Below are 14,130 nucleotides of genomic sequence, written 5' to 3'. Positions count from 1 at the left end.
GTAATTTTTTTAGAAAAAATTTACCGGAATTGCCTAATCGGTTCAATAATAACTAGTTATTTTCACACCCTTCGCTGTGAATAACGATCTGTCCATCCACCATTTCGTAGGACGAGCGGGTGATTTTGCAGATCAGATTCAGTTTTTCAAACAATGATTCACCGGCGAGGTTGGCCGTCAGGTAGCAGTCTTTCAGGTTGGCTGCATCGTAAATAAACGTCAGGCCGTAGGTTTTTTCCAGTAACGAAAACACCTCCGAAACCGGTGCTTCCTCAAAAATGTAAGCCTCTTTGGTGACTTTCTGAAGCGTAATCGGTTGTTCGACGACGGATTTTACCAGCCTTTTTTCGGTCGTCGAGAACACCACCTGCTGGTTGGGCGTCAGCACCATGCCGACCGACTCGTTCTTGCGGGCGGGCTGTTCTTTCTCCACATCTTTCCGCATATAGACCGACACCCGGCCCGACCGAACCTCCACTTTGGCGTTGGTTTCACCCGTCGTAATCAGAAAACTGGTTCCCAGTACCTGGGTCGAAATCTGGTCGGTATACACCCAGAACGGCATTTTGGGGTTTTTCTTAACTGAAAAAAACGCCCGTCCGCTCAGGTAAACTTCCCGTTTGGTGGCCGAAAAACGATTCGGATAGCGCAGCGTTCCTTTGGGATACAGAATCACCGTGCTGCTGTCGTGGAGCACAAACGTCCGGGGTTCGGCGCTTTCATTGACGGTTTCGGTGTAATCATTGACCAGAGCGGGGCTGAGGTATTTCAGGGATGAATCCCGGCTATCGGCTTGCAGACCCGTGCCGGATTGAGACACGTACCGAAACGCAAAATAGCCCAAACCTACGCAAAGCAGGAGGGAAGCCGCCACCCGAAAAACCGTGGTTTGCCACAACGGAACGACGTTCTGCTGATTGGATTGAACGATATTATTAAAAATCTGATCCAGTTCGGCTGGTTGTAAGGCGGTATTTTTCTCCTCCAGTGCCTGCAAAAAGGCCCGGGCTACCTGCACTTTGTCGGTGCAATCCGGATTTTCGGCCAGCCATTCCGACCAGAACGCGCCACTTTGGGCGTTGCGGTCGATGACCCAATGCCGGAAGTACTCGTCCCGCGTCAAGTCGTCAACGCTGTAGTTTCGATAATCGGGCGTCCTCATGGTGGTAAACGTTCATGCTATGAACAGATGGCGGATGTTGCATTCAGATACCCGCCTATGTCCGTTTATTTAAAAAGGGCTGGTTTTGATCAGGTCGATAAAAAGGATAAAACCGACCCAGTTGTCGCGGAAGGTTTTGAAGGCGGCCTGTAGCAGATTGGAAACCGACTGGGGGTTGACGCCCATGATTTCGGCAATTTCGTCGCGTTCGAGGTTTTGGTAGTAGCGGAGGTAAATCACTTCACGCTGCCGTTTGGGCAGTTGATTCAGAGAATCGGCAATCCGTTTGGTGGTTTCGGCCAGGCTTTCCTGTTCGATAACCGACCATTCCGGCGAAAATTCCACGAAGTTCAGGTCATTTTCAAGGTCCGTCGGTTCGTCGTCCCGGTTGATGCGTTGCCGGTACCCTTCGCGCAACACCCGCTTGCGGACAGAACTGAGCAGGTAGGCCCGGACGCTGTCGGGAACTGCAACGCGTTCGCGCCGGTTCCAGATTTCGATAAACACCTCCTGAACACAGTCTTTGACGAAGTCTTCATCGCGCAGAAATTTGTAGCCGTAGTTCTGCAAGGCGTTGAAATACTTCTCGATCAATTTCCGCAAACCGGTTTCGTTGCCATTCTTGAGCTGCTCCCAAAACAGCAAGTCCATTCCGGCCGACGCATTTCCACTGGTCTTCATACAACAGGAGCCCGGACGAAAACTTCCGGACTCCTGTTAAACGTGGGAATGGGGAATTCCTACTCTTAAAAAAACAATGTTCATTCGTAATGTCGTTATACGCTGTTCTTACTGAAGATAGGGAGGCAGGGGTAAAGCCACGCTCGATTCATCGGGAATAGCCGCCCGACGAACGGTTTCCAACGGAATGATGCCCGACCAGATCGGCAACGCCAGATCTTCCGGTTCGTCCTTGGGGCGACCCGTCCGGATTTTGGCGGAAGCTTCCACCAGTGAAAAAGACAAAACCGTTGTTTTCCGGATTTCACTTTCCGTTTCTTTCCGTAAATCATCCCAGCGTTCAGGAATCAATTTATTGGTAATCAGGATCAACGCTTCCACTTTTTGGGCATAGTCTTCCACTTTTTCGGCGGTGGCAAAAATGATGACGGAGCGGTAATTGACCGAGTGGCTGAACCCCGATTTGGCCAGCACCAGACCGTCGAGCAGCGTTACCGAAATGCAAACCGGAATGCCTTTCTCAACCTCCCGAATAAAATGACTGCCGACCGACCCGTGAATCAGCAGCCGGTCGCCCACCCGGACAAAGGCCGTTGGGATCGACCAGGGTTGTCCGTCAACTGCGTAACTAATGGTGCAGTAAAGCGCTTCATCCAGAATGGAATAAATCGTTTCGGCTTCATAATGAGCCCGTTTTGCCGAGCGGCTGGGTGTTGTACGTGTTGTTTGCATGCGTTAAGTTGGTTTACGGTTTTCAGTATTCGGTTTACGGTGGCTGACGCGTTCTTATCATGCGCCAGCCACCGTAAACCGAATACTGAAAACCGTAAACGATTTAAAATTGTGAGTTGTCCTACAAATTTGTACCTTTACCGGATTACCTATATCATCCGGTTTTTCAAAAATAAGTAGTCCGGTATGCTGCCTTTCAAAACCCTGATCACGGTCGATAAATCTGCCGAAGCCTCGGTCTACCTGCAACTGGCCGAACAACTCCGGCGGCTGATCGGTGACGGCGTTTTAAAAACCGGCCAGAAGTTGCCGGGAACGCGGCAGTTGGCCGAACTGCTTCAGCTCCATCGCAAAACGATCATTGCCGCTTATGACGAATTGCTGGCAGAAGGCTGGCTCGAATCGCGGGCGGGTAGCGGTACATTTGTGGCGGATCCGTTGCCGTTGGTCCGGCCACAATCCCTTGTCGATGAGGTCGATGAGCAACGAATTAATCGCAAACCCGGTTTTCAGTTCGAGTCCAGGCCGCACCTGGTCCGTCCGTTGCTCCTGATGGGAGACGGCCTGCGGCTGGACGACGGTTTTCCGGACATCCGGCTGGCCCCGATGGAGGAACTGGCCCGTGCGTACCGGAGCTATTTTCGCTGGGGAAATCCGCAGCAGCATTTTGGGTATGGCGATCCGAAAGGCAACCGGCTTCTGCGGGAAGAATTATCGGTTTTCCTGAACGAAACCCGGGCGTTGCGAACGACGGCCGACAACATCCTGATTACGCGCGGCAGCATGATGGGTATTCACCTGGCCAGTACGTTGCTGCTGAAACCGGGTCAGACGGCGGTGGTGGGCGAAACCAACTGGTCGGGGGCCAACATGAATTTTCAGCAGGCCGGGGCCGAATTGCTGACCGTTCCCGTCGACCAACATGGTTTGGATGTAGAAGCGTTGGCGGAGCTTTGCGAGCGTCGCCCGGTTCGGCTGGTGTATGTGACGCCCCACCACCATTATCCGACCACGGTAACGTTGCCGCCCGACCGGCGACTTCGGCTGTTGCAACTGAGTCAGCAACACGGGTTTGTCATTCTGGAAGATGATTATGATTATGAATTCCATTACCTCCGCCGACCGATTCTGCCGCTCGCCAGCGCCGATCCAAACGGCCTGGTCATCTACATCGGTTCACTGTCGAAATCGGTGGCCCCGGCTTTTCGGATGGGCTACGTAGTCGCGTCAGAAACCGTCATCGATGAACTGGCCCGTTTGCGACGCATCATCGATCGGCAGGGCGACTCGATGCTGGAATTTGCAATCGGTCAATTGTTCCGAAACGGCGACATGCGACGGCATTTGAAAAAGGCCCACCACACGTATGCAGACCGGTGTAATTACTTCTGTTCCTTGCTAACCAGCGAGTTAGCGGGTAGTGTGCAATTTGTTAAACCGGATGGCGGTCTGGCGGTTTGGGCGACCTTCGATCCCTCAATCGATCTTGCCGAACTGGCCCGGAAAGCCAAAACGGAAGGGCTTATGTTTTCGGATGGATTAGCGCACAATCCGCCCGGAAAAGTGCTGAACAGCACCCGGTTGGGTTTCGCGTCCAGCACCGAAACCGAGTTGGAACACAGTGTGGCTATTTTGCGGAAGGTGATAAAAGGTTGATCAATTAAGAGCGTCATCCGTCCCATAGGGATTCAGCGCAGCGTCGCCGGAGCGCTAGCAAATGGCAACCAACCCATCATCCCGTAGGGATTCAACAGCGCAGCGTCGGTAGCCAGTACGAGTATTTCGCGCCACGGCGTGCCGTGAGGTACGCAACCGTCGGATTTCGGTAAATGGTCGCGTACCTCACGGCACGCGTGGAAAAAACCAATCATCTTTTTCTACCGACGCTGCGCTGTTTTGCCCCAATGGGGCATATTAAAATGGCATGTTATGAAAATCGAGGAGCGGTTTTGAATAATTCTGGCTGACAATTCGATCACTACTCAAACTGAAACGCGAAATACGTACACGAGCCTTTGGTGGTGTTCAGAATACCGTGGGGAACGTTGGATTCCAAGAAAATAATATCGCCGACTTTCGCCGATTGCATCACGCCATCGATGCTTTCCTGGGCCGTATTTTCAATCAGCAGCAGGATTTCGGCGGCCCGGTGGGTGTGGGGCGGATGACTCCACAACCCTTCATTGAGCGTTGTAACGTGCATCTCGAAACGTTTACACATGACCGTCGCCCGGTCGAAGATATTGCGCCGACCACCTTTGGCGTTGGGTTGGTAGGCCACGTCCTTCCAGTCGACCCAGAACGATTGGCCCTTCATCTGCTCTAAATCCAGATCCGGCACTTCTTTCGACGTATACCGCATGAGGTGATACGTAACGGGCGCAGTACTTTTGTTTTCAAGCCGGTGGGCATCGCCGGGCATGATCAGCACCACGCTGCCGGGGCCCAGGGTTTTGATCCGGCTTCCGATTGAAACCGTCAGTTCCCCGGTTTTGACGATGATCAGCATCTCATCGTCCAGCGTTAGGGCGGGTTGCCGGGTATGGTTGGGGGGAAGCGTGATGCCGTGGACGGAGAAATCGTTGAAATCCCGCGTGGTGCCTTCCAGAATCGTCCGATCGATCACGCCGTCTTTTTTAACCACCGGCGCTTTATCCCAGGAATAAACTTTGGAAGGGATGGTTTGGGAGAAGACCGGGCAAGTGGCGAAGACGATCAGCAGGGAAAGCAAAAACGGTTTCATTGGGAAAAGTGATTCGTGGGATTCTATTCAAAGGTAGTGCAAAAAGTGCCACGAATCTCACCGGGCAGGCTTGCCGGGGTATTAAAAAAAGCGGCCCCTTCTCTATGCAGGGACCGCTTTGTGCAGGCTGTACTCCTATTTATCAAACCACTGAGGAGTATCTACTGCTAAACCCGTCGGTGTTTTCGGATTGGAGTTAATTTCCTCACTGCGGTAAAGTAACCGCCGGACCAGCCCCGCAACGGGAGCACCGGCCGGTGTGGTCATGGCCGGAATTTCCTGACCCAAGGCCCCCGACCGACGAAGTTGTACCCACCCCTCAACGGGCCTCATGAACAAATCGAGGTATTGCTGCTGGGCCAATACCGTCCGGTGGTTTGCGGCCGTCAGCGCGGGGAGTTGGTTGGCATAGGCATCTGACTGGGCGGCTGGTACGCCAAAAGACACCAGGGACGCCCGTACGCCCGCCCGCATCCGTTGCGTCGCCAGATCGAATCCCCCCGGCGCAAAACCACGAGCGATGGATTCGGCTTCCAAAAGCAGTTGTTCGGAGTAGGAAAAAGAAACTTCAGGCAAGTCGGGTTTGAGCAGGTTCATGTGCACCAGCGACGATTTGGGCGTGTATCCTTCGGTGGTGTTGAGGGCTACAAACTCATTAGCGGAAGCACCCGGTCCTGCCTGGAAGAAATAAGGAATGCGGGGGTCGTTCAGGGACGCAAGCAAATCATAAACGACTTTGGAAGCGTACCAGTCCGACTGAACGCCCCCCCGGAAAATGGCCGTGAACGAAAAGCGCGGATTTTGCCGGCCGGGTTGGTTGTAATACTGGAACTGCATGGCATCGGTGGTGGCAGAAATCAGATTACCAGCCGCCAGCAGTTGCCTGATGGCCGCTGCTTTTGTGGGGTCCGCATCAACCATGGAAAACAGAATGCGCAATTTGAGCGAGTTGGCAAACTTGCGCCACTTGGTCATATCCCCGCCATAATACAGGTCATTCGGGGCAATAATGCCCTTGCCGGCCGGATCAATTTGGGCGGTGGCTTCATCGAGCAGCGCAATGCACCCATTCAGCACGTCGGCCTGCTTATCGAATTTGGGGAGATCGACGGTACCGGTAGCCGCTTCCGTAAACGGAATATCGCCCCAGAGCAGAGACGTCTGGGAATAGGCGAATGCTTTCATGATTTTGCACTGCGCCACGGCATTGGTATTGACGGGCTGGGTGCTCTGGGCGATGGTGATCGCTACCTCCAGGTTTTTGAGCACATCCGTGTAGGTGCGTCCCCAAACCGAGCGAATACGGGTCTGGTCGTATTGGGCCTGGGCCAATCCCCAGCGCCCACCCGAAGCCCACATTTGGCTCATCAGGGCTACGGGCCAGGTCAGTTCGCCGACGCGCAGGAGTGAAAACTGGGTGCTTGCTCCGGAAAAAAGCAGTGCCGGATCGACGGTGATCGAACGATTGGGGTCAATATTGAGGTCGCTGTTCCTGAAACAGCCGGTGGACGTCAGCGCCAGCAGGGCAGCATATAGGATCTTTTTCATGGTGAAGGAAGCCGTTAGAAGTGAGCGAATGGTTGATCAAAAAGTAAAACGGAGGTTGGCGCCAATGCTTCGGTTGCTGGGAATGCTACCCCGTTCCAGCCCTTCGCCAATCAGACCGGTGCCGAGCACGTTTGCTTCAGGATCAATGTGGGGGACGTTCGAGTGAATAATCCAGAGGTTGCGACCTTCCAGACCAAGGGCGATGCTGCCAAAAGGAGTTCGGTTCACCAGCGTCCGGGGCAGGTTGTAGGCAATCCGTACTTCCCGCAGTTTGGTGTAGGAACCGTCGAATGTATTCGTTTCGGGACTCACCGAATTGTCTTGCTGGCTCCAGTATTGCTGCACGCTGGCCACCGGTACGTCGTTGGGCCGATAGGTTCCGTCGGCATTGCGAATTACCCCGGGATCGATGAACGGGGTCCGGTTATTCACGGCGGTTTCGGCCGCCTGACCACCGCTCCGTACAATACCGACCGTTTGCGAATTAATGACTCCTCCTTTGCGCATGTCGATCAGGAAGCTAAAATCAATTCCTTTGAAAGAAAAGCTGTTGTTGATCCCCATCGTCCAGTCGGGGTAAATGTTGCCCAGGAGCTTCCGAGGTCCCGGGGTGCGCAGGCCGGTGGTCGGGTTGATGACGATGTTTCCCTGCGGATCGCGCAACCAGCCTACTCCCTGGATGTTGAAGGTTTCGCCGGGCCGGGCTACGACGAAAATGCCAAAACCATCGCCCGAGGTGGTCACAAATTCGGTGAGTCCATCGGCCAGCGACTCGACCCGGTTGCGGTTGCGGTTAAAGTTCAGAGCCGCATCCCACCGGAAGCCCGACCGGGTTTTTAGGGGAGTCGCGGTCAGCATGGCTTCAACGCCCGTATTCGAGATTTCACCCACGTTGAGCCGCCGGGCCGAGTAGCCGGTTGATTGCGGAATGGCAATGGAGATAATCTGGTCGTAGTTCAGATTCCGGTAGTAGGTCAGGTCCAGACCCAGGCGACCGCCAAAGAATTTGAGTTCGGTACCAAATTCGTACGACGTTTGCTGCTGCGGACGCAGGTTGGTGGGGGGCAGTACATTCGTGGCGCCGAAGGCCGATGCTCCCCCGATTGGATACAGGATGTTGAACGTATAAATGTCGCTGGCCTGGGTGAGCGGGTTGTAGGTGAAGGCGAGTTGGTACGGATCTTCGTCGGAACCCACATTGGCGTAGTTGGCCCGAAACTTGGCGTAACTCAGGATGTCGCGTTTGACCAGGCCGAGGTTCGGGAAGGCTTCCGTCAGAATGAACGACGCGCTGACCGACGGGTAGAAGTACGAGTTGTTGTTAACGGGTAACGTACTGGACCAGTCATTCCGGCCCGTGACGTTCAGAAACAGGTAGTTTCTGAAATCGAAACTGAAATCCCCATACACCCCAAAAATCTCCCGGCGGCTGTAGAAGTTCGAGGCCACGTTCGATTGCGCGTTGGCAAACGTGTAGAGCTGGTCGATGTTCAGCCCGTCGGACAGCACCCGCGACCGCCGAATGGTCCGTTGATTGAATTGATGTCCGATAATCCCTTTAAACGTCCAGTCGCTCGACAATCGACGGGTTATCGTCCCGATCAGGTCACTCTGTAGCTCCCGCTCGTAAATTTCGTTGGTGTCGAATTGGCCGTTCAGACGTCCGCGGGTACCCCGGCGGGTGGTCGACCGGCGGTTTTCCGTGAAGAAATCCGTACCGACGCGCCCGGTTACATTGAACCAGGGCGTTACCTCGTAACCCAGGCTGGTGCCTCCATAAACCCGATCCACCGAGTTGGAGAACTTGTTGAATGCCGTTACGAAATACGGGTTATTCTGAATGCCGTCGAGGTCGATCGCCCGCGCCAGGTCGCCCGTCCAACCCGCCGGGACGGCCTGCGTTGCAGGGGCGAAGAGGTTGTTTTTCAGGTCGTTGATATCAATAGTGGTGTTGATTCCGGTCAGGATGGTGGACAGGATATTGGTCGTGTTGGAACCCTGCTGCGGTCGGCCATCGCTGGTCGTCCGGACGTAGTTGAGCCAGGCCCGTGAGGTGAGCTTATCGGTGATTTTGCGCCCGGCGTTGATGGCGAACGTGTTCCGGCCCAACTCGGAGCCCGGTACGGTGCCCGTTTGCCGGAGGTTGGTAAATCCGATCCGATAGTCGCCCTGCTCGCTGGCCCCATCCATCGACAGGCTGTTGATGAGGGTATGGCCCGTAACGAAAAAATTCTTCCAGTTGTCCGGATGGGCGCTTAAACCCTGAACGGTTGCGCCCGTATAATCCTGAACCGGCCCGGTGAGGCTCGATAGGGCCGGTCCCCAGCCATTGCCCTGTCGTGGGTTGTAGACGCCGAGGTTGCCCTGGGCGTACAGGTTCTGTGTATCGGGTACGCGCAGGACATTGTCTGTCCGGTACGACGAGTTAAACGACAGGTTCATTTTTTTCGATCCCGCTTTGCCCCGCTTGGTCGTAATAACGATCACCCCGTTTCGCGCCCGGGATCCATAAAGGGCCGACGCTGCGGCACCCTTCAGGACGTTCATCGACTCAATATCGTCGGGATTGAGGTCACCCGCCCGGTTGCCGACATCGACGCCCCCCGTTACAATATCGGTTTCGGAGCCGTTGAAGGACGAGTTGGAAATCGGTACGCCATCGACCACGAACAACGGTTCGCTGGAACTTGACAGGGAGTTTGCGCCACGGATCATGACCCGTGTTGAGCCACCCACCGACCCCGACTGTTGGGAAATGCGCACCCCGGCCACCCGCCCGGCCAGCGAATTCAGCAGGTTGGGATCGCGGGCTTTCACCAATTCTGCCCCGCCCACCGTCGAAACGGCGTAGCCCAGCTCTTTCTTCTCCCGAACAATGGCATTGGCCGTCACCACAACCTCATTGAGATTGACCAGATCGGCCACTAACTTAACGTCCAGTGTACTGCGCCCGTCGAGAGCCATCTCGGCGGTTTTGTAGCCAATGAACGAGAAAACGAGCGTTTTTGCGTTGGCCGGGACCGTAATCTGATACGTCCCTTCGGCATTGGTAACCGTACCGGTTGTGGCATCTTTCACTAAGATGTTCACCCCGGGAATGCCCTCATTTTCGGGCGAGGTAACTTTCCCTGACACGACTCGGGTTTGGGCATGGGACATCCATCCACAGAGGAGCAGGAACGCCAGTAGCGTTTTTTTCATAGGTGTACGTGTTGAAAAAGTGGAAAAAAAACAGAGATGGCCGCTTTCCCGGCTACCGATCCAGCGGAAGAATTGATTTTACCGTTTAATGAATCCGATTGATGCGAAGGATGCGAACGGGTTTTTTGAGCAATTGCAAGGGATTCGAGTACGCATTGGTGGGGCCCGGCTGCCCGGTTTCGCCCTGTTGAATCCGGCGCACGATCTCCATGCCTTCGACCACGCGGCCAAACGCGGCAAAGCCCTGGCCGTCGGGGTTACGCTTGCCTCCAAAATCCAGTTCGGGTTGGGCGTTGATGCAGATGAAGAATTCCGAAGCGCCACTGTTGGGTAAACCACGCGCCATCGATAGGGTACCGTCGAGGTGTTTTAGCCCGGTTTTTTGGGTCGTTTCCTGAGCAATGGGCGGAAACATGCGGGTCGAATCGGTACCCAGTCCACCCTGGATCACCTCGATCTTGACAGGGCTCGTAGCCTGGTTATCCATTCGGACGACCCGGTAGAACGTGGCCCCATCGTAGCGTTTGTCGTCGACATACCTCAGAAAATTAGCCACCGTGCCGGGCGCTTTGTCGGCGTACAGCTCTAAAACCAGAGAACCCGCTTCCGTATCGATGCGAACGCGCTGGGCATTCGCCCCTGAAAAAAAGAAGGAAAGGACCAGGAAAAACCGTAGTGCTTGTTTCATATGTTGTTATAAATGAGATGTTTACCAGGATTTTTTGCTTTATTCGGTTGATTTATTGATCTTATTCAAGAAGATTTTAAGCTTCAATAGAATCTATTGGCTATACAGCAATCTATAGTATAAAAACTTGCAAGACAAGTGGTTTGGAATGCATTATTCTTGAAAAATCGGTAGTTTCCTTTTTTTTAATTTTCATGTTTCTTACTGTCCGGATAGCAACTTTCTTTCTTCGGATAGCAACACTGTTTTGTAGATGTTTCCTGATGGCAACTGTAAACTTTCCGGTAAAACCTGCGGTTATCTCTTCAGCTTCACGAAGCGTCAACGACTTACTTTTATTTTTTACAGTATGGCAGAACTCATCAAAACCGCCCTCGTTACCGGCGGATCGAAAGGCATTGGATACGGCATTGCCGAAGTGTTGATCAACGAAGGCATTCGGGTGGCCATCACCAGCCGCTCGCAGGAAGCGGCCGAGGAAGCAGCCGCTTCGCTCAACAAAATCAAAGACGGTTTTGCGCTGGGCATTGCCGCCGACGTCCGCGATCTGGTGTCGCAGCAACGCGCCGTCGATGCCATCACCCAGCAGTGGGGTCGGCTGGATTACGTGATCGCCAACGCGGGGGTGGGGCACTTTGCCCCGATTCAGGAATTGACCTCCGACCAATGGCAGGAAACCATCGACATCAACCTGACCGGCGTTTTCAATTCCATCAAGGCAACGCTGGACGAGCTGAAAAAATCGGAGGGTTATTTTATCACGATTTCGAGCCTGGCCGGTACCAACTTCTTCGAAAACGGCACGGCCTACAACGCCAGCAAATTCGGACTCGTCGGTTTTTCCCAGGCGCTGATGCTCGACCTGCGCAGCGAAGGCATCAAGGTGACGACGATCATGCCCGGTTCGGTGGCTTCGTATTTCAACAACCACAAGCCGAGTGAAAAAGACGCCTGGAAAATCCAGCCCGAAGACATTGGCCAGATCGTAGCCGACCTGATCCGGATGCCCGCCCGGACGCTCCCCAGCAAAATCGAGGTGCGTCCTTCCCGGCCCGGTGGCAAATAAAAGAAGGACTTTTATAAACGAAAGAAGCCGACTTTTCAGCCGGCTTCTTTCGTTTTACTACCCGAAGATTTCGGGTTTTAGTTCATAGCGATGTGGCGTTCGGTAGTTACCGCTGGCGCTGAAGTTTGCAACTTCACTTCTTTCACCTGTTTGGTATTGCCGTCCGAAATTTCTACCTGATAAATACCGTCCTGCAGTTGATTCAGGTCAAAGCGAATGGCCGATGACTCGTGTCCTTTGCCCAATTTTTCCGACGCCAGGATCTCGCCGGATTCATTTTTCAACGTGACGTTGATTTTGGCATTTTTGTCCTTGTTGACATTCACCCGAATTTTCGAGGTGTTGATTACCGGGTAAACGACCGATTGGTAGGTGGTTTGGGTTCCGGCGGTTTCTTTGTGATCAGCCGCAAAGCTGGATGACGACGTGGCAACGGTTAAAGCGAGGAAAGCGGAAGCGATGATGGATTTCATGGTATTTGTTGTTTTTGTGTTGTGTTTCGTATTTGTTGTTGTCTGCGGCAGCTTGTGATTTGCCGTTTCGATGGATCAAAACAACGGCGAAATGCGCTACCTTGCTATGCATAGTACTCCGGCGGTAAAACGGATCGATGAATGGTTTGCTGGATGGATGAATAATTAATCGGCGCGAACTGCGTATCTTTAAAAACCCATCAAAATCTCCCTTATGAGAGCATCCATACGCTTTATCGGCCTTCTATTGGTCAGTTTCCTGATTATAAAACCGGCTTCTGCACAGGTCATCACGTCGCCCCAAATCGATCAACTGGTCGAGAAAACCCTGAAAACCTTCGAGGTGCCGGGAATTGCCGTCGCCATTGTGAAAGATGGGAACGTGATTCATTCGAAAGGCTATGGCGTCCGGTCCATGCATTCGACGCAGAAAGTGGACGCGAACACCCTATTCGGCATTGCTTCCAATAGCAAGGCGTTTACGGCGGCCACGCTCGGCATGCTGGTCGATGAGGGCAAACTGACCTGGGACGACAAGGTGATCGACTACATCCCGGAGTTTCGGCTATACAATGCGTACGTCACCGAGGATTTTACGATTCGCGATTTGCTGACCCACCGCAGTGGCTTGGGCCTTGGCGCCGGAGATTTGATGTTCTTTCCCGATTCGAGTGATTTTCAGTTGAAAGACGTGATTCATAACCTGCGGTATCTGAAACAGACGTCCGGTTTTCGGACCAAATACGATTACGACAATCTGTTGTATATGGTCGCAGGTGAGGTGGTGAAGCGGGCGTCGGGCCAGAGTTGGGAGGAATTTGTGGAAACCCGGATCATGAAACCGCTCCAGATGGAAAACAGCGCAGCGTCGTTTTCCCGGCTCAAAAATAAATCGAACGTCATTGAGGCCCACGCCGTGATCGAGGGCAAATTACGGACGGTCAGGCGGGGTCGGCTGGACGTCGGGAATTCGGCGGGCGGCATCAACAGCAGCATCAACGACCTGAGCAAATGGGTGATCATGCAATTGAATGGTGGAAAATATGGCGACGGTTTGAGCAAAACGTTGTTCAGTGCAAAAGTGCAGGACGACATGTGGTCGCCCCAGACGATCATTCCGGTGCGCGCGCCCGGCCCCTATAACACCCATTTCAGTTCCTACGGGTTGGGCTGGCGACTGAACGATGCAAAGGGTTACAAACAGATTTCGCACACCGGCGGCTTGCCCGGTATGGTGACGCAGGTGATGCTTATACCGGAACTAAAACTGGGCATTATTGTGCTGACCAACCAGCAATCCGGGGCGGCTTTCACGGCCATTACCAATCAGATTCTCGACAGTTATTTCGGGATCACCGGCACCGATCGCGTGAAGGAGTACAGCGACCGGCTGCGCGAAAATACCGCTAATGCCGACAAAGTAACCGACGAAGTCTGGAAAACCGTCAAGGCTGAAAAGGAGAGTACTGCGGCCAAACCGCCGATTCATTTTTACACCGGAACCTACCACGATAAGTGGCTGGGCGACGTTTCGATTGTGCCGGATAACCTGAGACTCCTGTTCGTATCGAAGCGCTCACCGCGCTTATCGGGCGAACTGTTTCCTTATAAGGGCAACACGTTCGTGGTGAAGTGGAACGACCGGAGCCTGGAAGCCGATGCGTTTGTGATGTTTGGGCTGGATTATGAAGGAAAACCGGTGTCGATGAAAATGAAAGCCATTTCGCCCTTAACCGACTTCAGTTACGACTTCCACGACCTGGAGTTTACGAAAAAATTGACGATGGATCATTGACGATTGACCACCGACCATGGTCAATCGTCAATGGTCCATCG

General features: G+C 53.6%; 11 protein-coding genes. 3 read left to right on the top strand and 8 right to left on the bottom strand.

Going from position 1 to position 14,130, the window contains the following annotated elements; all coding sequences use genetic code 11:
• Nucleotides 1-52: 52 nt before the first annotated feature.
• The 3 genes from ACO064_RS00330 to ACO064_RS00320 form a co-directional block, all read right to left on the bottom strand.
• Entirely contained in the window at nt 53-1,162 is a 1,110-nt protein-coding gene (locus ACO064_RS00330) for a FecR family protein (RefSeq protein WP_421825437.1), read from the bottom strand.
• Nucleotides 1,163-1,231: 69 nt separating this feature from the next.
• On the bottom strand, nt 1,232-1,843 hold the full coding sequence (locus ACO064_RS00325; RefSeq protein WP_421825436.1) for an RNA polymerase sigma factor: 612 nt from the start codon (nt 1,841-1,843) through the stop codon (nt 1,232-1,234).
• 108 nt (nt 1,844-1,951) lie between these two features.
• Nucleotides 1,952-2,575: a pyridoxamine 5'-phosphate oxidase family protein gene (locus ACO064_RS00320; protein ID WP_421825435.1), complete on the bottom strand. Its 624-nt coding sequence runs from the start codon at nt 2,573-2,575 to the stop codon at nt 1,952-1,954.
• Nucleotides 2,576-2,761: 186 nt separating this feature from the next.
• On the opposite strand from ACO064_RS00320, the gene ACO064_RS00315 reads away from it, so the two are divergent.
• Nucleotides 2,762-4,231 carry a PLP-dependent aminotransferase family protein gene (locus ACO064_RS00315; RefSeq protein WP_421825434.1) on the top strand — a complete coding sequence of 490 codons (1,470 nt, stop codon included), beginning with the start codon at nt 2,762-2,764 and terminating at the stop codon, nt 4,229-4,231.
• A gap of 322 nt (nt 4,232-4,553) precedes the next feature.
• Here the strand turns inward: ACO064_RS00315 and ACO064_RS00310 are convergent, their stop codons facing one another.
• The 4 genes from ACO064_RS00310 to ACO064_RS00295 all read right to left on the bottom strand — a co-directional run bounded on the left by ACO064_RS00310 (nt 4,554) and on the right by ACO064_RS00295 (nt 10,755).
• Entirely contained in the window at nt 4,554-5,318 is a 765-nt protein-coding gene (locus ACO064_RS00310) for a cupin domain-containing protein (protein ID WP_421825433.1), read from the bottom strand.
• A 135-nt stretch (nt 5,319-5,453) separates the two neighbouring features.
• Nucleotides 5,454-6,866 carry a SusD/RagB family nutrient-binding outer membrane lipoprotein gene (locus ACO064_RS00305; protein WP_421825432.1) on the bottom strand — a complete coding sequence of 471 codons (1,413 nt, stop codon included), beginning with the start codon at nt 6,864-6,866 and terminating at the stop codon, nt 5,454-5,456.
• Nucleotides 6,867-6,902: 36 nt separating this feature from the next.
• A complete protein-coding gene (locus tag ACO064_RS00300; RefSeq protein WP_421825431.1) occupies nt 6,903-10,067 on the bottom strand; it encodes a SusC/RagA family TonB-linked outer membrane protein in 3,165 nt (1,054 codons plus the stop codon).
• An 85-nt stretch (nt 10,068-10,152) separates the two neighbouring features.
• Nucleotides 10,153-10,755 (bottom strand): peptidylprolyl isomerase, encoded by a 603-nt coding sequence (locus ACO064_RS00295; RefSeq protein ID WP_421825430.1) that lies wholly within the window; start codon nt 10,753-10,755, stop codon nt 10,153-10,155.
• 349 nt (nt 10,756-11,104) lie between these two features.
• Between ACO064_RS00295 and ACO064_RS00290 the strand changes: the two genes are divergently transcribed.
• Nucleotides 11,105-11,821 carry an SDR family oxidoreductase gene (locus ACO064_RS00290; protein WP_421825429.1) on the top strand — a complete coding sequence of 239 codons (717 nt, stop codon included), beginning with the start codon at nt 11,105-11,107 and terminating at the stop codon, nt 11,819-11,821.
• A gap of 77 nt (nt 11,822-11,898) precedes the next feature.
• On the opposite strand, the gene ACO064_RS00285 is transcribed toward ACO064_RS00290, so the two are convergent.
• Complete coding sequence (locus ACO064_RS00285) at nt 11,899-12,294, bottom strand: T9SS type A sorting domain-containing protein (protein ID WP_421825428.1); 396 nt, start codon at nt 12,292-12,294, stop codon at nt 11,899-11,901.
• A 214-nt stretch (nt 12,295-12,508) separates the two neighbouring features.
• Here ACO064_RS00285 and ACO064_RS00280 point away from each other — a divergent pair, with 214 nt between their 5' ends.
• A complete protein-coding gene (locus tag ACO064_RS00280; protein WP_421825427.1) occupies nt 12,509-14,089 on the top strand; it encodes a serine hydrolase in 1,581 nt (526 codons plus the stop codon).
• The last annotated feature ends 41 nt before the right edge of the window (nt 14,090-14,130 follow it).

Source organism: Larkinella sp., from assembly GCF_965227735.1.
In the GTDB taxonomy this organism is placed as follows: Bacteria; Bacteroidota; Bacteroidia; order Cytophagales; family Spirosomataceae; genus Larkinella.
The sequence above is the reverse complement of the archived record's forward strand: the minus strand, read 5'-3'. Positions and strand labels throughout refer to the sequence as shown.